Annotated in this window: 15 protein-coding genes; 3 read left to right on the forward strand and 12 right to left on the reverse strand. The window is 70.6% G+C overall.

The window, feature by feature from the left end; translation table 11 throughout:
* Positions 1–67 precede the first annotated feature (67 nt).
* The 4 genes from ACWGJM_RS29575 to ACWGJM_RS29590 form a co-directional block, all read right to left on the reverse strand.
* On the reverse strand, positions 68–304 hold the full coding sequence (locus ACWGJM_RS29575; protein ID WP_453414783.1) for a hypothetical protein: 237 nt from the start codon (positions 302–304) through the stop codon (positions 68–70).
* 74 nt (positions 305–378) lie between these two features.
* Positions 379–726 (reverse strand): transposase, encoded by a 348-nt coding sequence (locus ACWGJM_RS29580; RefSeq protein WP_453414784.1) that lies wholly within the window; start codon positions 724–726, stop codon positions 379–381.
* A gap of 47 nt (positions 727–773) precedes the next feature.
* Positions 774–1532, reverse strand: coding sequence for a class I SAM-dependent methyltransferase (locus tag ACWGJM_RS29585; RefSeq protein ID WP_453414785.1), 759 nt, complete (start codon positions 1530–1532; stop codon positions 774–776).
* A gap of 512 nt (positions 1533–2044) precedes the next feature.
* On the reverse strand, positions 2045–3493 hold the full coding sequence (locus ACWGJM_RS29590) for a phytoene desaturase family protein (protein ID WP_453414786.1): 1449 nt from the start codon (positions 3491–3493) through the stop codon (positions 2045–2047).
* Positions 3494–3784: 291 nt separating this feature from the next.
* Between ACWGJM_RS29590 and ACWGJM_RS29595 the strand changes: the two genes are divergently transcribed.
* The gene (locus tag ACWGJM_RS29595; protein WP_453414787.1) at positions 3785–4000 is read left to right on the forward strand and encodes a hypothetical protein; all 216 of its coding nucleotides are present in this window, start codon (positions 3785–3787) and stop codon (positions 3998–4000) included.
* A 129-nt stretch (positions 4001–4129) separates the two neighbouring features.
* Here ACWGJM_RS29595 and ACWGJM_RS29600 read toward each other — a convergent pair whose 3' ends face one another.
* From ACWGJM_RS29600 to glgX, 8 genes are all read right to left on the reverse strand, one after another.
* A complete protein-coding gene (locus tag ACWGJM_RS29600) occupies positions 4130–4651 on the reverse strand; it encodes a DUF1990 domain-containing protein (RefSeq protein WP_453414788.1) in 522 nt (173 codons plus the stop codon).
* Positions 4652–4721: 70 nt separating this feature from the next.
* Positions 4722–6383 (reverse strand): M4 family metallopeptidase, encoded by a 1662-nt coding sequence (locus ACWGJM_RS29605; RefSeq protein ID WP_453414789.1) that lies wholly within the window; start codon positions 6381–6383, stop codon positions 4722–4724.
* 247 nt (positions 6384–6630) lie between these two features.
* Positions 6631–8685: a M4 family metallopeptidase gene (locus tag ACWGJM_RS29610; protein WP_453414790.1), complete on the reverse strand. Its 2055-nt coding sequence runs from the start codon at positions 8683–8685 to the stop codon at positions 6631–6633.
* 185 nt (positions 8686–8870) lie between these two features.
* Positions 8871–10628: an ABC transporter ATP-binding protein gene (locus ACWGJM_RS29615; protein WP_453414791.1), complete on the reverse strand. Its 1758-nt coding sequence runs from the start codon at positions 10626–10628 to the stop codon at positions 8871–8873.
* Positions 10625–12355 carry an ABC transporter ATP-binding protein gene (locus tag ACWGJM_RS29620; protein ID WP_453414792.1) on the reverse strand — a complete coding sequence of 577 codons (1731 nt, stop codon included), beginning with the start codon at positions 12353–12355 and terminating at the stop codon, positions 10625–10627. The genes ACWGJM_RS29615 and ACWGJM_RS29620 overlap by 4 nt, the downstream gene beginning before the upstream one ends.
* A 37-nt stretch (positions 12356–12392) precedes the next feature.
* The gene (locus tag ACWGJM_RS29625) at positions 12393–14258 is read right to left on the reverse strand and encodes an ABC transporter ATP-binding protein (protein WP_453414793.1); all 1866 of its coding nucleotides are present in this window, start codon (positions 14256–14258) and stop codon (positions 12393–12395) included.
* A complete protein-coding gene (locus ACWGJM_RS29630; protein ID WP_453414794.1) occupies positions 14255–16054 on the reverse strand; it encodes an ABC transporter ATP-binding protein in 1800 nt (599 codons plus the stop codon). Before ACWGJM_RS29630 ends, ACWGJM_RS29625 begins: the two co-directional genes overlap by 4 nt.
* A 284-nt stretch (positions 16055–16338) precedes the next feature.
* Positions 16339–18567 (reverse strand): glycogen debranching protein GlgX, encoded by a 2229-nt coding sequence (gene glgX, locus ACWGJM_RS29635; protein WP_453414795.1) that lies wholly within the window; start codon positions 18565–18567, stop codon positions 16339–16341.
* Between the two features lie 204 nt (positions 18568–18771).
* Between glgX and ACWGJM_RS29640 the strand changes: the two genes are divergently transcribed.
* Complete coding sequence (locus tag ACWGJM_RS29640; RefSeq protein ID WP_453414796.1) at positions 18772–19947, forward strand: Ig-like domain-containing protein; 1176 nt, start codon at positions 18772–18774, stop codon at positions 19945–19947.
* A 143-nt stretch (positions 19948–20090) separates the two neighbouring features.
* Entirely contained in the window at positions 20091–21329 is a 1239-nt protein-coding gene (locus ACWGJM_RS29645; protein WP_453414797.1) for a L,D-transpeptidase, read from the forward strand.
* Positions 21330–21540 lie beyond the last annotated feature (211 nt).

Raw genomic sequence — 21540 nt, forward strand, 5'->3', positions numbered from 1 at the left:
CCAGGCCCCTGTTCAGCCGCGTCGTTGAAGGTGGCCTGCCACTCGGTGCGAGCAGTACGGGGCAGGCTCACTGATCAGGTTGGAAAGGGCTCATTCCCAGCCCGTTGTCGAGCAGGACGACACGCCGGGCATGACGAGGAATGTCGATGTCGACCTCTACGAGGCTGCCGTCCGGCCTTTCGTGTATCGAGTAGCGACGGGCGCGTGTGCGATCACCCGCGTATCGCATCACTGCGCCGGTCACGACGCTTGCGCCGATCAGCCCGGCGACGCCCACGGTAAATTGGCGTTCCAATGACGCCACGTTCCCTCCCCGGCGATGTACAAGTGACTGCCATCCCGAAAGCTAGCACGCAGTATCGGGTTAAAATAACGGGGTTAATTGATTCTTCGGCCCGGGCGGTTGTTCTCGCGGGGCAGGGTGGCCCGGCCGGGTGCACTCCGGCTGTACTTGCGGAGTTCTATGTAGAGCTCGCCTATCATTTTTTTCAGGGCGGCATTTTCTTGGGTCAGTTCCGCTATACGGGCTGCGTCTTCGCCGCTTCTTCCGCCCTCGCCGGCCAGGCCGTTGCGGCCTCCTTCGATGAATTGCCGACGCCAGTTCGAAACGGACTGTTCGGAGACTCTGGCCTCTCGCGCGGCTTCACCCGCCGTCAGTTCACGGCTCACTACTCTAAGTATCAGAGCGAGTTTTTTGTCCGTCGGCAGTATCGGCGGACGTCCCATCTGCGACCCCGTCCTCTTGTTCACCTGCGTGCGTTGACTCGCCGTCTTCACGGTTTGACGTAGCAGCAGATGAACATGGGGGCATGCTCGTTGTAGGGGGTGCCGTCCCACCGCGCCATGTGGGCCTCGCGCTCCAGTCCGGCGGCCCGGGCGTAGCCGTCGATGTCCTCAGGAGTGGTCAGGCGAGTGAGCTCAGAGCCGACCCGGGTCGTGCCGTCGGCACCGTACAGGATGTGGGAGCAGTGCCACCGGTCGTCGGCGAGCAGCGTGGAATGGGTCTGCACCCCGGTGCCGGGCTCCGGGTAGGGGACGAAGTAGGTGGTGCGGGTCCGTCCTTCGTGCAGTTCCAGAATGGGCGGCTTGTTGTGTGTCTCGATCACCAGCCGGCCGCCGGGGACGAGGAGGTCGGCGGCGCGCTGGACCGCCTGTCGCTGGTCCTCCGGTGTGGTCAGCACGGAGAGGGTCGCGCATACGCAGTAGACCAATCCGTAGTGGGACTGCTCGGTGTACGTGCGTATGTCCCCGTGTACGGGGGTGACGTCACCGCCGTGCTTCAGTTTGACGCGCAGCGCATCCAGCATCTCGGGAGAAGAGTCGACGCCCGTCACACGGCCGACATCTGCGGAGAGCGGGATGGCGATCCTTCCCGTGCCGACGCCGAACTCGAGAGTCCCCGCCTCAGGATCGGGATGGAGAGCCTTCAGGCCCTCCACTGCCTCTGCGGTGACACTGTCGTCCGGTATCAGTCGGTCATACCACCCCGCGAACTGCCGCCCATAGCCGATGTCCTGAACCCCGTTTTTCATCGGTATTCCTCTCTTGGCCCCCACTATCGGTACCAGTGGGCGCCGCCGTGAAACGAGGAACTGGAGCGAGGCAAGGAATGAAAGGCTCGCAGAGACGGCCGAGTACTATAACTCGGCCGTAAGCATGGTTGGTCAGACCAGCAGATCCTGTCGATTCAGCAGTGACGCCTCAGCGAGGTATACGTGGGGGGAGTGACTTCGCCATACACGTTATCAGTCCCTCTGTGCGACGGCAATGGACTTTCTGTGGGCGAAGTGCGCCTGACCGGGCCGCGGTTGACTGCCTCGATGCCGCAACAGAACAGCGGATGAATTAGCCAGGAAGGCCGATTGTGGACGGCTCGGGCAGAAGTCCGCTCGCCGGGCGGCGCACGGTCCCGCTCTGTTCGGCCGCGCAACGGGCAGGAAGCAGACGGCCGTCTCGGTCCGCGGTGCCTTGCGGCGGGACACGAGAGCCCCTCTCGTTGCTGGTGTGAAGATCGCGATCCGGTGCCGGGCCGGGGACAGCACGCCTAGGCCGCCAACTCGGGCACGTCACGTATGCCGAAACAGCGCCGCAGTACGGAGCGGGCAGCCAGGTAGCCGGACATACCGTGGACCCCCGGGCCGGGCGGGGTGGCGGAGGAGCACAGGAAGACGCCCGGCAGCGGTGTGCGGTAGGGGTCGATGCGGGCGACGGGGCGCGCGAGGCTCTGGTACAGGGTCATGGCGCCGGTTCCGATGTCCCCGCCCACATAGTTGGGGTTGTAGTGCTCGTAGGCCGCGGCGGACACGGAGCGGTGGGCGATCACGGTATCGGTGAAGCCGGGGGCGTATCGCTCGATGCGGGCGCGCACGAGGTCGTAGGGGTCGGTCGGATCACCGTTCGGTACGTGCGCGTACGCCCACACCGGGCGTGTGCCGGCCCGTGCGCGTCCGGGGTCGGTCACCGCCGGATCCACGACGAGCACGAAGGGCTCCCCGGTCCGTACCCCGCGGGCGGTCGCCGTCTCCTGTCTGACCATCTCGGCGTGTGTGCCGCCCAGATGCACCGATCCGGCCCGGCCCACCGCGGGTGCCGACCACGGGATCGGCCCGGACACCAGGAAGTCGACCTTGGCGGCGCCGGGACCGTAGCGGAACCGGGCCAGGGCGCGCGCGTAGGGGCCGGCCAGCCGGTCGCCCGCGAGGGCCAGGAAACCTTTGGGACTGACGTCCAGCAGCACGGCGCGGGCTCCGTCCACCTCGGCCAGGTCCCGCACGTGGTGTCCGGTGCGGAAGACTCCCCCGTACGCCGTGATGTCCTCGGCCATCGCCTGTGCGATGCGGCCGCTGCCACCACGCGGCAACGGCCACCCGGTACCGTGTGCGAGGTGGCCGAGAAGCATGGCCACCGTGCCGGCTGCGAGGCTCGGCAGCCTGCCCACCGCGTGCGCGGCGACACCGGTGAGGAGCGCCGCCGCCTCCTCGCCGAAGCGTGCCGCGCCCAGACCGCTGCCGTGCACTGCCACCCGACGGGCGAGCAGCAGTGCGGCGGCAGGGTCTCGCGGAAGCCTGCGCTGTCCGGAGAGGACCAGGTCGACGACGCCTTCGCTGTGCTCGAGCAGAGGACCCATCAACCGCCGCCACCGACTGCCGTCCGGACCCAGGCCGTCGCAGGTCGCCGCCAGCGAGCGGTGGGCGAGGGCTGCGCGGCCTCCGCCGAGCGGGTGTGCGTAGCTGATATCCGGATGCAGGAGTTCGACGCCGCGGGCCGCCAGGTCGAACTCCTGGAAGAACGGGGAAGCGGCGGCCATGGGATGCACCGCGGAACAGATGTCGTGCACGACGTCGGAGTCGAACAAGGACGTGGTGCGCAGGCCTCCGCCGACAGCATCGGCTTTCTCGTAGAGCTCTACGCGCAGACCCGCGCGAGCGAGGACCACGCCGGCTGCCAGGCCGTTGGGCCCCGTGCCCACGATGGCCACATCAGCGCTGTTCACCCGTGCTCCTCGCTCTCGGCGGACCGAGCCCGGAACCCTGGCGTGAGGCGAGCCCCCGGGCACTGACCCGGATACCCGAACGCCGCTTCTGAGCCCGCCTGGAAGTTAACACGCCGCGCGGCCATAAAATTACGGTGTTAATTGACTGTGCAGCGCTCATTACCGGGAACGGAGAGGATGTGGCTGTTCGGCATGAACCATGGGTCTGCCGTTCGTGCCGCTGGGTTTCTTTCGGTGCCAGAAGGTGTGTTAGAAGTCCCGTCGACCTGCCTTCTACGAGAGGAGAACACGATGCGCGTCTCCCAGGAGCCGACTGCTACCGAAGCCGCCCTCTTCGCCAACTCCAGGCTCAGGAACGTCGGTCCGGGCTCGGTGAGGAAGAGCCTGGCCCGTCCGGTGATGTGTCTGGAGACCGCCACCACGGCAGAAGTGCTGGCGACACACCACGTCGCTGCGACCGCCACCACCGTCACGGTGCCGGCCACGGTGACCGTGGGCCACTTCTGACCGGCCCACCGCGCGGGCTGCCAGGAGCGGCGGCTGCCGGAAGTGAGGCCGGGGGCACCCGGGCCGCCGACGTGTCCCCGGTACCTCGGTCATCGCCGGGCTTCCCCTCGTGTGCCTGCCGGGCGGCGGTCAGTTCTCCGACGGGTCCGCGCACAGCCTCCTCAGCGCCGCCCCGCACCGCCGGGCGTAAGCATGCTGCAAGCCCCGCGTAGCCGCCCCGCCCGCCCGCGCGTACCACTTCGCCGCGCGGCTGAACGCCGCCACCGTCAGCCAGACCGTGCCGTCGCCGGTGCGGTCGACGACGAAGGCCTCCTCGCCGCACTCCGGGTGGCCGGGAAGCGTGCCGTAGGCCCAGCCGGCGCGGCGGGGTTCGTCGACGGTCCAGATGATGCGGCAGGGGGCCTTGATGACGCCGGCCAGGGTGACCGTGACGTCGACCTCCGGGGCGGCGCGGTCCGCGGTGGCGTCCAGGCCGACGCCGATCGCGCGGTGCATCTCCCAGGTGAGGACCGCCTCGGCGGCGCGGCGGAAGACCTGCTCGCCCTCGCCTATGCGCGTGCGCACGTGGAGCGGGTGGAAGCCGGGCGGGCAGGCGGCGAGGTCCTCGCGGGTCGCGCCGACCGGCTCGTAGGTGAAGGACGCCGAAGACATGGGACCCAAGAGTAAGGCGGCCCCCGGGAGCGACTTCGTCCCGGGGGCCGCTGCGGCTAAGTGGCCGGCGTCAGCTGACGTTGACCGCCGACCAGGCCGCCGCCACCGCGTTGTACTCGGTGCTGCCGGAGCCGTAGAGCGCGGCGGCCGCCGAGAGGGTGCCGGTGCGCGCCGACTTGTAGTTCGTCGTCGACGTGAAGTACGTCGTCAGCGCCTTGTACCAGATCTGGAGCGCCTTGGCGCGGCCGATGCCGGTGACCGTGGAGCCGTTGTACGTGGGGGAGTTGTACGAAACCCCGTTGATCGTCTTCGCGCCGCTGCCCTCCGAGAGGAGGTAGAAGAAGTGGTTCGCGACGCCGGACGAGTAGTGCACGTCCTTGCTGCCGACGGAGGAGGACCAGTTGTCCGCCGAGCCGCCGTCCTTGCTGGGCTTGTCCATGTAGCGCAGCGGGGAGCCGTCGCCGTTGATGTCGATCTCCTCGCCGATGAGGTAGTCACCGGGGTCGGAGGCGTTGTTGGCGTAGAACTCGACGCCCGTGCCGAAGATGTCGGACGTCGCCTCGTTCAGGCCACCGGACTCGCCCGAGTAGTTCAGGCCGGCGGTGTTGGCGGTGACGCCGTGGCTCATCTCGTGGCCGGCCACGTCCAGCGAGGTCAGCGGGTGGGTGTTGCTGTCACCGTCGCCATAGGTCATGCAGAAGCAGCTGTCGTCCCAGAACGCGTTGACGTACGAGCTGCCGTAGTGGACGCGCGAGTAGGCGCCGACACCGTTGTTCTTGATGCCGCTGCGGCCGAAGGTGGACTTGTAGAAGTCCCAGGTCTCCTGCGCGCCGTAGGCGGCGTCGGCGGCCGCCGTCACGTCGGTGGTGGAGCTGGAGGCGGTGCCGGTGCCCCACGTGTTGGTGGTGTTGGTGAACAGCGTGCCGGTGCCCGAGCTGCTGGTGTGCTTCAGGTTGTACGTCTTGTGGCCGCCGCGCGAGGCGTCGGTCAGCGAGTACGTCGAGCCCGACAGCGTGGTGGTGAGGCTGACGGTGCCCGAGTACAGCGTTTTGCCGGTACCGGTCGCGTTCTCGATGCCCTGGTACTCGAAGAGCTTCTTGCCGGTGGCCGCGTCGGTGATGACGTGCAGCTGGTTCGGGGTGCCGTCGTCCTGGAGGCCGCCGACGACCGTCTCGTAGGCGAGGACGGGCTTGCCCGAGCCGGCCCAGATCACCTTGCGCGCCCCGTCGGCCGCGGTCTTGGCGGAGCCGAGGGTCTTGGCGGCGGTCAGCGCCTGCTTCTCCGCCTTGGACGCGGCGATCTGCGGCTTGAGCGAGGCCACCTTGATGGCCGACTTCGTGGCCTTGGTGACGCCCTCGGTCTTGCCCGCCTTGGAGGTGTGGACGACCAGGTCGCCGCCGAGCACCGGCAGGCCCGCGTAGGTGCGCTCGTAGCGGGTGTGGACGGTGCCGTCCACGTCCTTCACGACGTCCTTGACGACCAGCTTCTCCTTGGCGCCGAGGCCTATGTGCTGGGCGGTCTCGGTGGCGCCGGCCTGCGCCTTCTGGATCAGGCTGGTTCTGGCGGCGGCGGACAGCGAAGTCGGGGCGGCGGCCAGGGACTTGGCGGCGGACCCGGTCGGGGTCTGCGCGGAAGCGCTGGTGGCCAACCCGGTGGAAAGCAGGGCTCCGGCCGCGACAGCGGTGGCGACGGCCAGGGTGGTGCGCTTGTGACGCGCGTAGAGGGGGCTCACTCAAGCTCCTTCTCGTGGGGGAGTCCGGGCAGCGTGGGGATACTGCCGGAGTGTGGCGTTGTGAAGTTGCTGTGTTGTGCGGCGGGTGAAGGAAGAGTGACACCAGGGGCGCGTACATGTCATGACCCTGAAGTGATGTTGGCTGAAATGCAGCTGTCAGCGCACTGTTGCGGCCATGTAAACGGGCGCCGCCCGGGGGAGCTGAACCTCCCGGACGGCGCCCTGCGTGTGGTGCCCTGGGCTGGGCCTACGGGAAGGTCAGCTTCCAGCTGTTGATCGTTCCGACGTCCTGCGCGGCCTGGTCCTGGACCTTCAACTTCCAGGTCCCATTGGCTGATTCGGAAGCAGCGTTCACTGTGAACGTGGCGTTCACGTTGTCCGCCGAATCGGACGAGCTGAAGTTCTTCAGGCGGTACGAGGTGCCCGACGGGCCGACCAGATCGATCACCAGGTCACCGCGCCAGGTGTGGCTGATATCGACCGTCACTTGGAGGTTGCTTGGCGCGTTTCCGCTCCTGCCCGAGACGGTGATGTTCGAGGTGACCGCGGGCCCGTTGTCCGGAATCGACACCGGCGTGGTGCTCTCGTACGAGGTGCCGCCACCGCCGCCGCCACCCGAGCGCGAGCCGACCGCGATGGCCGCCCAGGCGTCCTGCACCGCCTTGTACTCGGTGCTCGTGGTGCCGTACAGCTCACCGGCCGCCGCGAGGGTGCCGGTGCGGGCGCTCGCGTAGTTGGTGGTGGAGGTGAACTTGGTGGTCAGCGCCCGGTACCAGATCTGAAGCGCCTTGTCCCGGCCGATGCCGGTGACCGGAAGGCCGTCCGCCGTGGGCGAGTTGTAGCTGACGCCGTTGATGACCTTGGCGCCGCTGCCCTCGCTCAGCAGGTAGAAGAAGTGGTTCGCGGGGCCCGAGGAGTAGTGCACGTCGAGGCCGCCGAGACCCGAGTACCAGCTGTCCTTGGACGCGCCGTCCTTGCTCGGCTTGTCCATGTAGCGCAGCGGGGTGCCGTCGCCGTTGATGTCGATCTTCTCGCCGACGAGGTAGTCACCGACGTCGGTCGAGTTGTTCGCGTAGAACTCCACGCCCGCGCCGAAGATGTCGGAGGTCGCCTCGTTCAGGCCGCCGGACTCGCCGCTGTAGTTCAGGCCCGCGGTGTTGGAGGTGACACCGTGGCTCATCTCGTGGCCGGCCACGTCGATGGCCGTCAGCGGGTCGGCGTTGCCCGACCCGTCGCCGTAGGTCATGCAGAAGCAGCCGTCGTCCCAGAACGCGTTCACGTACGAGTTGCCGTAGTGCACGCGGGAGTAGGCGCCGACGCCGTTGTTCTTGATGCCGTTACGGCCGAAGGTGCTCTTGTAGAAGTCCCAGGTCTCCGCGGCGCCGTAGTGCGCGTCCGCGCCCGCCGTGGCGGCGTTCGACGTGGTGCCGTTGCCCCAGGTGTCGCTGGTCTGGGAGAACAGGGTGCCGGTGCCGGAGCTGCCGTGGTTGAGGTTGTACGTCTTGTGGCCGCCGCGCGCCCCGTCGGTGAGGGTGTAGTTCGACCCCGACTGGGTGGTGGTCAGCGTGACCTGGCCGCTGTACTGGGTGTTGCCGACGCCGGTCTCGATGCCCTGGTACTCGTAGAGCTTCTTGCCGGTGGTCGCGTCGGTGATGACGTGCAGCTGGTTCGGGGTGCCGTCGTCCTGGAGGCCGCCGACGACCGTCTCGTAGGCCAGGACGGGCTTGCCGCTCGCCGCCCAGATCACCTTGCGGGCGGTGTTGGCGGCGGCCGGCTTGACGGCGCCGAGGGCCTTGGCGCGCTGGACCGCCTGCTTCTCGGCGCTCGTGGCGCTCACGGCGGGGGTGAGGCCGGCGACCTTGAGGGTGGCGTTCGTCGCCTTGACGACGGACTTGGTGGCGCCGGATTTCGCGGTCTCGACGACGAGGTCGCCGCCGAGGACGGGCAGCCCGGCGTAGGTGCGCTCGTAGCGGGTGTGCAGCGTGCCGTCGCCGTCCTTGACGACGTCCTTGACGGCCAGCTTCTCCTTGGCGCCGAGGCCTATCGCCCGGGCCGTGTCGGTCTTGGCGGCACTGGCGTCGCGGAGCAGCTCGGCGCGCTGCGAGGGGGTGAGCCTGACCGCCGCGTGGGATGAATTCGCCTTGCCCGAGGGGGCCTTGGCCGGGGCGGCGCCGGCAACGCCGGACTGGACGGCCGCGGCGATCAGCGCCGTGACGCCGGCGAGGGCGACGGCGGCGGTGCGGCGCGCGGTGGTCCGGGAGGGGGTGTGGGAGGTGCGTCTGCGCGAGGTATTGCTTCTCAACACGGACTCCTTCTGCGTGGCCGCGGGTCACGCGGCCAGGGGAGATCACAGCGGTGAAACTGTGGGGTTGCTGTGAAGCGACTGTGGGAAGGGTGGCAGCGGTACGCGCATCTGTCAGGAGCGCGTCAGGAATTTGGCCGGAATCAGTTCGTTGACCGGATATTCACGTTCGATATACGAACTCTTTACGCCTGTCCCCCGTGCCACGTGCGCCACAGCGCCGCGTACGCCCCGTCGGCCGCCACCAGCTCCTCGTGCGTACCGAGTTCGGTGAGGCGGCCGTCCTCCATCACCGCCACCCGGTCGGCGTCGTGCGCGGTGTGCAGGCGGTGCGCGATGGCGATGACCGTACGGTCCTGGAGTACGGCGGCCAGGGCGCGCTCGGTGTGCCGGGCGGTGGCCGGATCCAGCAGGGCCGTGGCCTCGTCCAGGATCAGCGTGTGCGGGTCGGCCAGCACCACCCGGGCGAGCGCGAGCTGCTGGGCCTGCGAACCGTCCGTGGCGTGGCCGCCCGCGCCCAGACGGGTGTCCAGGCCGTCCGGCAGCTCACGCACCCAGCCGTCGGCGCCGACCGCGGTGAGCGCGGACCACAACTGCTCGTCGCTGGCGGCCGGTTCGGCGATGAGCAGGTTCTCCCGGACCGTGCCGAGGAAGACGTGGTGCTCCTGGGTGACCAGGACGACCTGGCGGCGCAGCCGTTCCGGCTCCAGCCCGGCGACCGGCACCCCGCCCACCGTCACCGTGCCCGAGCCCGGCGCGTCGACGCCCGCGAGCAGCCTGCTCAGCGTCGTCTTGCCCGCACCGGACGGACCGACCACCGCCAGCCGCTCCCCGGGCCGCACGGTCAGGTCGACCCCGCGCAGCACCTCGCCGCCGCGCTCGTACGCGTACCGCACCGCGCGCACGTCGATCCGGTCGTCCGCCGGTTCCGGGCAGGCGCCCTCCGCCTCCGTCCGGGGAGCCTGCGCCAGCCCCTCCACCCGGGCGAACGAGGCGCCGCTGCTCTGGAGTTGCTCCACCCGCATGAGGATCTGGTCCAGCGGATCCGTGAACTGCCGCAAGTACAACGCGGCCGCTACCACCGCGCCGACCCCCACCATGCCGCGCTCGTGCAGCCACCCGCCGATCAGCAGCACGCCCGCCACCGGGACGGTGTACGTCACCTCGACCGCCGGGAAGAACACGGTCCGCAGGCGGAGCGTGTAGAAGCGGGTGCGACGGGACTTCTCCAGGGCGTCCCGGCTCGCCGCGATCCGCCGCTTCCGCAGCCGGAACGCCTCGACGGTCCTGGCTCCGGCCGCGGTCGACGCCACGATCTCGGCGACCTCCGAGGTGGCCGCCCCCTCGGCGAGATAACCGTCCCGGGCCCGGCGCAGATACCAGCGCAGCGCCAGCCAGACGGGGGTCAGGCCGAGCACCCCGAACAGGCCCAGCAGCGGGTCGAGCGCGAACACCGCGCCGAGCACGAACAGCGCCTGCGCGGTGCACACCAGCAACTCCGGACCGACGTCCCGCAGCGTGGTGCCGACGGTCGCCACATCGGCCGTGCCGCGCGCGGTCAGGTCACCCGTACCGGCCCGCTCCACCGTCGACGCGGGCAGCCCCAGCACCCGGTCGACGTACTCCTCACGCACCCGGGCCAGCGTCCGCTCACCGAACCGGTGCCCCACGTACCGCGCGCAGCGGGCCAGCAGCAACTGGGCCAGCGAGCAGAGCAGGATCCACAGCGCCAGCCGGTCCACCGCTCCGGCTCCGTGTCCCGCCCGTACCTCGTCGACGATCCGCCCGACCAGCCACGGCCCGGCGAGCCCCGCGACGGCCGCCAGCGCGTTGAGCACCAGCGTGGCGGCGAACGCCCGCCCGTCGGCCCGCACCAGCCGCACGGTCGCCTGCCGCACCCCGGCCCGGTCCGCGACCGGCAGCAGTCCCTCGCCCGTCGTCACCGTACGGCCTCCTCGGCGGTCTGCGCGGCGGTCTCTTCGACGTCTCGGGCCACCAGTGCCCGGTACTCCGGCTCCTGACCGAGCAGCCGCCGGTGCGGCCCGCTCGCCGCCACCTTGCCGTCCACCAGGAACAGCACCTCGTCCACCCGGTCCAGCACCAGCGGCGAGGTGCTCGTCACGACCGTCGTACGGCCCTCCCTCGCCTCCCGCAGCCGCTCGGCGACGGTGGCCTCCGTGTGCGCGTCCAGCGCCGAGGTCGGCTCGACGGCGAGCAGCACTTCCGGGTCGGCCAGCAGCGCCCGCACCAGCCGGATCCGCTGCCGCTGCCCGCCGGAGAGGCTGCGGCCCTGCCCGGCGACGGCCGAGTCCACTCCGTCCGGCAGTCCGCGTACGATGTCCTCGGCGGCGGCCGCGTACACCGCCCGGCGCAGCGCGGCCCCGTCGGCCGTGCGCTCGGCGGCGACGACCTCCCTGAGCGGTCCGGCGAACAGGTCCGCCTCGTTGTCGGCGACCAGGATCCGGGCCCGTACGTCGGCCAGCGGCACCGCGTCGAGCGGTGTCCCGCCCCAGGTGGCACCGGTGGGGCCGTACCGGCCGAGGCGGTCGATGACGGCGGCGGCCTCGGCGGGCCTGACGGCGACCAGCGCGACGAGCCGGCCCGGCGCCACCCGCACCCCGGACGCCGGGTCGTGCAGCTCCGCCGGCCCGTCCGGCGCGGGCCGTGTGCCCTCGTCCGGCTCCGGCTCCAGCCGCAGCAGCCGTACGACCCGGCGGGCGGCCACCACGGCCCGGTTCAGGTCGTAGGCCATCTGCACGAAGAACGCCACCGGCCCGATCAGCACCGCCACATAGCCGTACACGGCCACCAACTCGCCGATGGTCAGGGACCCTTGTGCCGCCAGCCGGGCCGCGAGCCAGGTCACCACGGCCAGGAACAGCGTGGGCAGGCCCACCCCGAGCGCCTGCACCCAGCTGGCCACGGCACCCACCCGATAGCCCTGCGCGCGCAGCCGCTGCGAGTCCTTCCGGAAGGCGTCCGCGAACAGCCCCTTGCCGCCGAGGCCGTTGAGCACCCGCAGCCCGCCCGCGAGGTCGCCGATGCGCGCCGCCAGCACGCCCTGCCGCTCCCGGTACTCGCTCTCCGCGCCCTGAAGCCGCAGCGTCAGCGGCCCGGTGAGCAGCGCGATCACCGGCACCCCGAGCAGCACCACCGCGGCCAGCGGCGCGGAGATCGACAGCAGCAGCCCGGCCACCACCAGGTAGACCACGATCGAGCCCGCCCCGGGCCCGACCACGGTCAGCGCCTGCGAGATCGTCTGCACGTCCCCCACTCCGATCGTGACGATTTCCCCGGCCCCGGCCCGGCGGGGCAGCGCGGCCCCCAGCCGGACCGCGTGCCCCACGACGACCTTGACCGTGCGGAAGTTGGCGTCCATCCGCACCCGCGTCATCGTCCGGTGCCGCATGATGCTCAGCCAGGCGTTGAACGCCCCGACCACGAACAGCACCACCGTCCACCGGGCGAGCGCGCCCGGATCGCCCGGCACCAGGCCGTCGTCGATCGCCCGGGACATCAGATACGGCGCCGCGGCCAGCAGCGTCATCCAGACGCTGCCCAGCAGCGCCCCGGCGAGCGACCGGCCGGGCTGGCACCGCACCAGCCACCACAGGTACCACCAGCCGCCACGACAGTCGGGCGTCCCGGGATCCTCGTAGGCGTCGATCATCCGTCCCCCGTTCTCTCGGCTCCGTAACCGGGCTCCGCTACGCCAGGCTGTCCCGCCACGCCCGGTGCAGGTCCGCGAACCTGCCCGTGCCCGCGATCAGTTCGGCCGGTTCGCCGTCCTCGACGATCCGGCCGTGCTCCATGACCAGTACCCGGTCGGCGATCTCCACCGTGGACAGCCGGTGCGCGATCACCACCGCCGTACGGCCCCTGAGCACCGTCGACATGGCGCGCTGCACCGCCCGTTCGCCCGGGACGTCCAGCGAGCTGGTCGCCTCGTCCAGGATCAGGACCGCCGGGTCGGCGAGCAACGCGCGTGCGAACGCCACCAGTTGGCGCTGCCCGGCCGAAATGCGCCCGCCCCGCTTGCGGACGTCCGTGTCGTACCCGTCGGGCAGGGCGCTGATGAACTCGTGCGCGCCGATCGCCTTCGCGGCCCGCTCGATCTCCTCCCGGGTCGCGTCCGGGCGCCCGATGGCGATGTTCTCGGCGACCGTGCCGGAGAACAGGAACGCCTCCTGCGTCACCATGACCACCCCGCGCCGCAGTTCGGGCACGGACAGCTCGCGCAGGTCCACGCCGTCCAGCAGGACCCGGCCGTCGGTGGGGTCGTAGAACCGGGCCAGCAGCTTGGCCAGCGTCGACTTGCCCGCGCCGGTGGAGCCGACGACCGCGACGGTCTGCCCGGCGGGGATCGTCAGGCCGAAGCGGGGCAGCACCTCACCGCCGGTGCGGTAGGCGAACCGGACACCGTCGAAGACGACCTCGCGGCCGGGATGCCCGCCCTCGAGGACCGGGAGCTCCCTGGGCTGCGACGGCTCCGGCACGGACGGCGTCTGCGCCAGCAGGCCCGCGATCTTCTCCAGGGAGGCCGCCGCCGACTGGTAGGAGTTCAGGAACATGCCCAGCCGGTCGATGGGGTCGTACAGCCGCCGCAGGTACAGGACCGCCGCCGCCAGCACGCCCAGCGCCAGCGAGCCGGAGGCCACCCGGTAGGCGCCCCACAGCACGATCCCCGCGACGGCCGTGTTGGCCACCAGCCGGGAGCCGACCACATAGCGGGCCATCTCCAGCAGGGCGTCGCCGTTGGTCCGCTCGTGCCGCCGGTTCAGCACGCGGAAGCCGGTGTCGTTCACGGCCTCGCGGCGGAACGCGCGCACCGGCCGGATGCCGTTCATCGTCTCCACGAACTTCACGATCACCGCCGCGATCGCCGTGGACCGGGCCCGGTACACCCGCCCGGCGCGCCGCTGGTACAGCCGGATCAGCAGGTACAGCGGCACGAAGGAGGCCACCGCGACCGCGCCCAGGCCCAGGTCCAGCCAGAGCAGCATCGCCGCGATGTACACGAAGGACAGGACGACCGTGACGAGTTCCTGGAGCCCCTCGCTGAGCAGCTCCCGCAGCGACTCGACGTCCGTCGTGGAGCGGGAGATGAGCCGCCCGGAGGTGTACCGCTCGTGGAAGTCGATGCTGAGCGCCTGCGAGTGCCGGAAGATACGGCCGCGCAGATCCAGCAGCACGTCCTGGTTGACCCGGGCGGAGGCCTCGATGAACGCGAACTGGAGCACCCCGGAGACCAGCGCGCACAGCAGATAGCCGGCGCCCACCGCGATCAGCGGCCCGTGGTCGCCGTGGTCGCGCAGCGCCGGTACGGCCCGGTCGAGGGCGTACGCCACCAGCAGCGGGCCGGCCTGCACCGCCGCCTGCTGGAGCAGCAGCAACAGCGTGGTGCCCGCCACCCGGGCCCGCATCGGGGCGAGCAGCGACCGCAGCAGGGCGGCCGTGGCGCCGGGCGGGGTGGGCAGGACGTCGCGGTCGAAGGGGTCGTCGGCGGCGGGCGGGCGGGGGAGTTCCTCCTCCTCGTCGGGGGCGGGGGCCGACGTGGTGGGGGCGGCGGTCATCGTTCGTCCTCCTCTTCCCTGAGTTCCCCGGGCTCCGCGCCGGACATCAGATGGGCGTACTCGGCGTTGGAGCGCAGGAGTTCCTGGTGGGTGCCGACGGCGGCGATACGGCCGCCCGAGAGCAGGGCGACCCGGTCGGCGAGCAGCACCGTGGAGGGGCGGTGGGCCACGATCAGCGCGGTCGTGTCGGCGAGGACCCGGCGCAGCGCGGCCTCCACGGCGGCCTCGGTGTGCACGTCGAGCGCGGACAGCGGGTCGTCCAGGACCAGGAACCGGGGGCTGCCGACCACGGCCCGGGCCAGCGCCAGCCGCTGCCGCTGCCCGCCGGACAGGCTCAGGCCCTGCTCGCCGACCTGGGTGTCGGTGCCCTGTGGCAGCGCGTGCGCGAACTCGGCCTGGGCGACGGCGAGCGCCCGCTCCAGCTCCGGGGCACCGGCCTCGTCGCCCGCTCCCATGAGAACGTTGTCGCCGACGCTCGCCGAGAACAGCGTGGGCTCCTCGAAGGCGACGGCGACCTGGGAGCGCAGCCGAGTGCGGGACATCGCGGTGATGTCCGCGCCGTCCAGCGTGATCCGGCCGGACGTGACCTCGTGCAGCCGGGGGATCAGCGCGGTGAGGGTGGTCTTCCCACTGCCGGTCGCTCCCACCAGGGCCATCGACTCGCCGGGGCGGATGTGCAGGTCGATGCGGTCCAGGACGGGCGGGGAGCCGGGCGGGGCGTCGGGGTAGCGGAAGCGGACGTCGTGGAACCGGATGCCCTCGTCCCCGTCGGCCGGCGCCGTCGTGTCGGCGTCCTCGGACTCCGGCTCCTCGTCCAGCACCTCGAAGTACCGCTGTGTGGCGGTCGCCGCCTCCTGGCTCATCGCCAGCAGGAAGCCGATCGAGTCCACGGGCCAGCGCAGAGCGAGGGCCGTCGACAGGAACGCCACCAGCGTGCCCGCCGACAGCTGACCGTCCGCCACCCGTACGGCCCCCCACACCAGCGTCACCCCGATGGCCAGCTCCGGCAGGGTGATGATCACACCCCAGATGGCCGCCAGCAGCCGGGCCTTGCGCAGTTCGGTCCCGCGCAGCGTGCCCGACAGCTCCCGGAACGCCCGCGCCTGGCTGCGGTGCCGTCCGAAGCCCTTGATGATCCGGATCCCGAGGACGCTCTCCTCCACGACCGTCGTGAGGTCCCCGACCTGGTCCTGGGCGCGCCGCGCCACCTGGGCGTACCGCCGTTCGAAGAGGAAGCAGGTGACCATCACGGGCACGGCCGGGCCCAGGATCACCAGTCCCAGCACCCAGTCCTGCATCAGCATGATGACCACGCCGACGAGGATCGTCACCGAGTTGACCAGCAGGAAGGTGAGCGGGAAGGCCAGGAACTGGCGCAGCAGCATCAGGTCGGTGGTGGCCCGTGAGAGCAGCTGGCCTGAGGCCCAGCGGTCGTGGAAGGCCACCGGCAGCCGTTGCAGATGCCGGTACAGCCCCGCCCGCAACTCCGCCTCGACATGCGACAACGGCCGCGCCACCAGCCATCGCCGAAGCCCGAACAGCAACGCCTCCGCGAAGCCGAGCAGCAGCAGGTACAGCGCGCCCAGCCACACCCCCTGCGGATCCCGGTCGGCCACCGGCCCGTCCACCATCCACTTCAGGACGAGCGGGATCACCAGCCCCGTACAGGAGGCCACGACCGCGACGAACGCGGCCGCGGACCACCGTGCCCGCGCGGGCCGCACGTACGGCCACAGGCGCAGGAGAACACGGACGGCGGAACGGTCTTGGGCGGTGGTTGCACGTGTCGTGGGCATCACCGCGAGCCTACGGACCGCCACTGACAACGCCCACCGAGTTTTGGCCGGACCAGCGTCGTCCGATGGTCCTACTACCTGCATGTTCGGTGGGCCGTACCGTCATGGTGGGTCGTACCGTCGCATCAACCGATCGGCTGATACGGGGTCGAGCGTGACGGCCGATGCGGTCCGGTACCCCGCCCCGGGACGCTCTGCGTATGCCATCCGTCATCGAAGTCAGCGACCTGCGCAACTACGACCGGGGAATCCTCGGCTAGCGCCCGACAGGCACCGGAGCCCGCTCAGCCGGCCACCCTCAGCAACAGCACCGCCCGCCCCGGCACCGTGATCTCCGTACCCGCCTCGTGCACCACCGTCGGGGCCTCGCCCTGGTCCTCCAGTGAGGTGTCGACGACCACCTCGTACCGCTCCGCCCACGGCGGGCCGGGCAGGACGAAGGGGGTGGGGGCGTCGCCCGCGTGGAGGACGGCGAGGAAGCTGTCGTCGAGGACCGGTAGGCCCCGCTCGTCCCGGCCGGGTATGTCGCGTCCGGAGAGGTACATGGCGAGGGTGGCGGCGGGCGCGTACCAGTCGCCCTCCGTCATCTCCGTGCCCCGCGAGGTGAACCAGGCCAGGTCCCGCAGACCGTCCGCCGACTGGGAGCTGCCGGAGAAGAAGGCGCGGCGGCGGAGCACCGGATGGCGGTGGCGCAGGGCGATCAGACGGGAGGTCAGATCGAACAGGGGGCGCCAGGCCGGGTCGTCCAGCAGGGACCAGTCGAGCCAGCTGATCTCGTTGTCCTGGCAGTAGGCGTTGTTGCTGCCGCCCTGGGTGCGGCCCAGCTCGTCGCCCGCCACCAGCATGGGGACCCCGGTGGAGAGCAGGAGGGTGGTCAGCAGGTTCCGCAGCTGGCGGCGGCGCAGGGCCCGTACGCCCTCGTCGTCCGTGTCTCCCTCCGCCCCGCAGTTCCAGGAGCGGTTGTCGTTCGAGCCGTCCCGGTTGCCCTCGCCGTTCGCCTCGTTGTGCTTGCGCTCGTAGGAGACGAGGTCGCGGAGGGTGAAACCGTCGTGCGCGGTGATGAAGTTGACGGAGGCGTAGGGACGTCGGCCGCCCCAGGCGTACAGGTCGCTGGAGCCCGACAGGCGGTAGCCGAGGTCGCGTACGTCGGGCAGGGCGCCGCGCCAGTAGTCGCGGACGGCGTCGCGGTAGCGGTCGTTCCACTCCGTCCACAGCGGGGGGAAGGCGCCCACCTGGTAGCCGCCGGAGCCGATGTCCCACGGCTCGGCGATCAGCTTCACCCGGCGCAGCACCGGGTCCTGGGAGATCACGGCGAGGAACGGGGAGAGCATGTCGACGTCGTGCATGGAGCGGGCCAGCGCGGCGGCCAGGTCGAAGCGGAAGCCGTCCACGCCCATCTCCGTCACCCAGTAGCGCAGGGAATCGGTGATCAGGCGGAGGACCTGGGGCTGGACGACGTGCAGGGTGTTGCCGCAGCCCGTGTAGTCGGCGTAGCGGCGGGCGTCGTCCTGGAGGCGGTAGTAGCCGCGGTTGTCTATGCCCTTCAGGGAGAGCGTCGGGCCCAGCTCGCCCGCCTCGGCCGTGTGGTTGTAGACCACGTCGAGGATGACCTCGATGCCGGCCGCGTGCAGCGCCCGGACCATGCGCTTGAACTCGCCGACCTGCTGGCCCGTCGTACCGGAGGCCGCGTAGGCGGCGTGCGGGGCGAAGTAGCCGATGGAGTTGTAACCCCAGTAGTTCCTGAGGCCGCGGCGCAGCAGGTGGTCCTCGTGCGCGAACTGGTGGACGGGCAGCAGTTCGACGGCGGTGACGCCCAGCTTCACCAGGTGCTCGATCGCGGCGGGGTGCGCCAGACCGGCGTACGTGCCCCGCAGTTCCTCCGGGATGCCCGGGTGCAGCTTGGTGAAGCCGCGTACGTGCAGCTCGTAGATGACCGAGTCCGCCCACGGGGTCTTGGGGCGGCGGTCGTCGGCCCAGTCCTCGTCGTCGTGCACCACGACGCCCTTGGGGACGTGCGGCGCCGAGTCCCGGTCGTCGCGCACGGTGTCCGCGACATGCTGCTCCGGCCAGTCCCGCACATGCCCGTACACCTCCGCCGGCAGACTGAACTCTCCGTCCACCGCACGGGCGTACGGGTCGAGGAGCAGCTTCGCCGGGTTCCAGCGGGCGCCGATCCACGGGTCCCAGCGGCCGTCCACCCGGTAGCCGTAACGCTGCCCGGGCATCACGCCGGGCACGAAACCGTGCCAGATCTCGTGCGTCAGTTCGGTCAGGCGAACGCGCGTCTCCCGCCCGCACTCGTCGAACAGACACAGCTGGACCGCCTCCGCACCGGCCGCCCACAGCGCGAAGTTCGTGCCGGCCACACCGTCCGGACCGACCCGGAAGCGCGCGCCCAGCGGAGTGGGCGCACCCGGCCAGACCGGCACGGTGGGCGGCGCGGCGCGCCGGCTGCCGTTCACCACTGCGGCGCGCTGTTCCGCCACTACCTGCTGCTCGGCCGAGCTGGTCACGGGTCAGCCTCCTGCGGCTCGTGGAACGACGTGGAAACGGGCACGCGGGGTCCCGCCGTGTGCCCCGTCGCGTCGTCCTCCCCACTGTTCTGCCCAGCGCTAGCGTCGCACTCACGTTTCCCAAGGGCGGTGACGATCGTTGAGTCCCCCGTGAGGCATGCACAAGGGCGCGCACGGCGCGCAGGCGTCGCGCTGGCCGCGGCAATGACATGGGCCGTGCTGGCCGGAGCCACCGGCTGCGGCCCGGACATCACGGACGACATCGGCATCGGCCGGGTTCTCGGCAAACCCCCGGCCCCCAAGGACACCATCCGCGTCTCCCCGGACGACGGCAGCAAGGAAGTCCGCTCCGACCAGCGGCTACGGGTACGGGTGCCCGACGGGCGCCTGGAGTCGGTGACCGTACGCCGCTCCCAGGACGCCCAGGAGACCCCGGTGCCCGGCCATCTGACGGCCGACGGCACGACCTGGGAGCCGGACGAGCCCAAGCTGGCGCTCGCCGCCAGGTACACCGTCGACGCGGTGGCGCTGGACGGCGCCGGGCACCGCTCGGCCCGGCACACCACCTTCACGACGTACGTCCCCGACGAGCGGTTCATCGGATACGTCACCCCCGAGAACCGCGCCACCGTCGGCACCGGGATGATCGTGTCCCTGGCCTTCAACCGGGAGATCGAGAACCGGGCCGCCGTCGAGCGGGCCGTCCGCGTCACCGCCCAGCCCCCCGTGGAGGTCCGCCCGCACTGGTTCGGCAAGGGCCGCCTGGACTTCCGCCCCGAGCGCTACTGGAAGCCCGGCACCCGGGTCACCGTCGACCTGCGGCTGCGCGACGTGGAGGGGGCGCGGGGGGTGTACGGGTTGCAGTACAAGACGGTCGTCTTCACCATCGGCCGCAGCCAGGTCTCTGTGGTGGACGCGGCCGAGCACACCATGGAGGTGCGCAGGGACGGCGCACTGCTCGCCACCGTGCCCATCACGGCCGGCGCTCCCGAGCACACCACCTACAACGGGAAGATGGTGGTGATGGAGATGCTCGACGTCACCCGTATGAACAGCCGCACGGTCGGCTTCGGCGGCGAGTACGACATCCCCGACGTCCCGCACGCCATGCGGCTCACCGACTCCGGCACCTTCCTGCACGGCAACTACTGGGCCCCGGACGCCCCCGGGAACGTCAACGTCAGCCACGGCTGCGTGGGCCTGAGGGACGTCAAGGGCGGCAGTTCGGACACGCCCGCGGGCTGGTTCTTCGACCGAAGCCTGGTCGGGGACGTCGTCGAAGTCGTGCACAGCAATGACAAAAAGGTCGCTCCCGACAATGGCCTCGGAGGGTGGAACATGGGGTGGAAGGAGTGGAAGGCGGGCGGCTCGGTCAGTTGACGCCCTGTCCAGTTGATGTTGCTACGAAACGGTGACCTTCGGCTGACACGATCCCCAAAACCCTGCGGTTAATATGCGCCGATGCGTGCGTGGGGCGCGCGCCGGGGCGCGGGTCCGACCAGGCCCGGGGAGGGGAGAAAGACTTGAACGTGCGGCCGATATCGGGGGCGTCGGTGGGGGGCCGGCGGGGCCGGAGGAAGTGGCCGGTGCTCATAGCCGGCGTCCTGCTGATGTCCGTCACCGCGTGCGGTGGGGGCGACTCGGACTCGGGGTCCGGGTCCGGCGGCGGGAAGAACAAGGGCTCCTCCGAGCAGAGCAAGCAGTCCGAAGCCGTGGTGACCATCTCGCCCAAGTCCGGTGCCACCGAGGTCGACACCAGCGGCGCCCTCAAGGTCAGCGCCGGCAAGGGCAAGCTGACCGAGGTCGAGGTCAAGGACGACAAGGGCACCACGATCACGGGCACCATCACCGGTGGCGGCACCGGCTGGAAGCCCTCGACCCATCTGGCCGCCGCCACCAAGTACACGGTGCACGCGGTCGCCAAGGACTCCGAGGGCCGTGCGGCGGCCGAGGACTCCAGCTTCACCACGCTGACCCCGAAGAACACCTTCGTCGGCTACTTCACTCCCGAGGACGGTTCCACGGTCGGCGTCGGCATGCCGTTCTCCATACGCTTCACCCGGGGCATCACCAACCCGGGGGACGTGCAGAAGGCCGTCCAGATAAAGACCGAGCCGGCCGTCGACGTCGAGGGCCACTGGTTCGGCAACGACCGTCTGGACTTCCGGCCCGAGAAGTACTGGAAGTCCGGCACCAAGGTCACCGTCAAGCTGAACCTCGACGGTGTCGAGGGCCGCGACGGTGTCTACGGCAAGCAGTCCAAGACGGTGAAGTTCACCATCGGCCGCAACCAGGTCTCCGTCGTGGACGCCAAGAAGCACACCATGAAGGTCACCCAGGACGGCAAGGTCATCAAGACCATCCCGGTCACCACCGGCAAGCCCGGCTACGACACCTGGAACGGCCAGATGGTCATGAGCGAGAAGCTCACCGTGACCCGCATGAACGGCGAAACGGTCGGCTACGGCGGCGAGTACGACATCAAGGACGTCCCGCACGCCATCCGCCTGACCAACTCCGGCACCTTCATCCACGGCAACTACTGGGGCGGCGGCGCCTTCGGCAACTACAACGCCAGCCATGGCTGCGTAGGCCTGCGCGACGTCAAGGGCGGCTACGACAGCGGCGTTCCGGCGGCCTGGTTCTTCAACCACTCGATGCTCGGTGACGTGGTGGTCGTCAAGCACTCCAACGACCGCACCGTGGACCCGGACAACGGGCTCAACGGCTGGAACATGTCGTGGGACAAGTGGAAGGCGTGAGCCCCCGCTGACCGACGTACGGGCCCGGTGCTGTCACGGACGGCACCGGGCCCGCTCGCGTGAGTCCCCGTGCTGTGCCTGCCCGGGGGATGTGTGATGGAGCGCACCGAAGGGGTCGCCGTTAGTCCCCGTGCTGTGCCTGCCTGGGGGCAGCCCCCGGCCCCCCGGCAGGGTGTGATGGACCGCACCGAAGCAGTCTCCGTTAGTCCCC

The sequence above is a fragment of the Streptomyces sp. NPDC054834 genome, assembly GCF_053611185.1.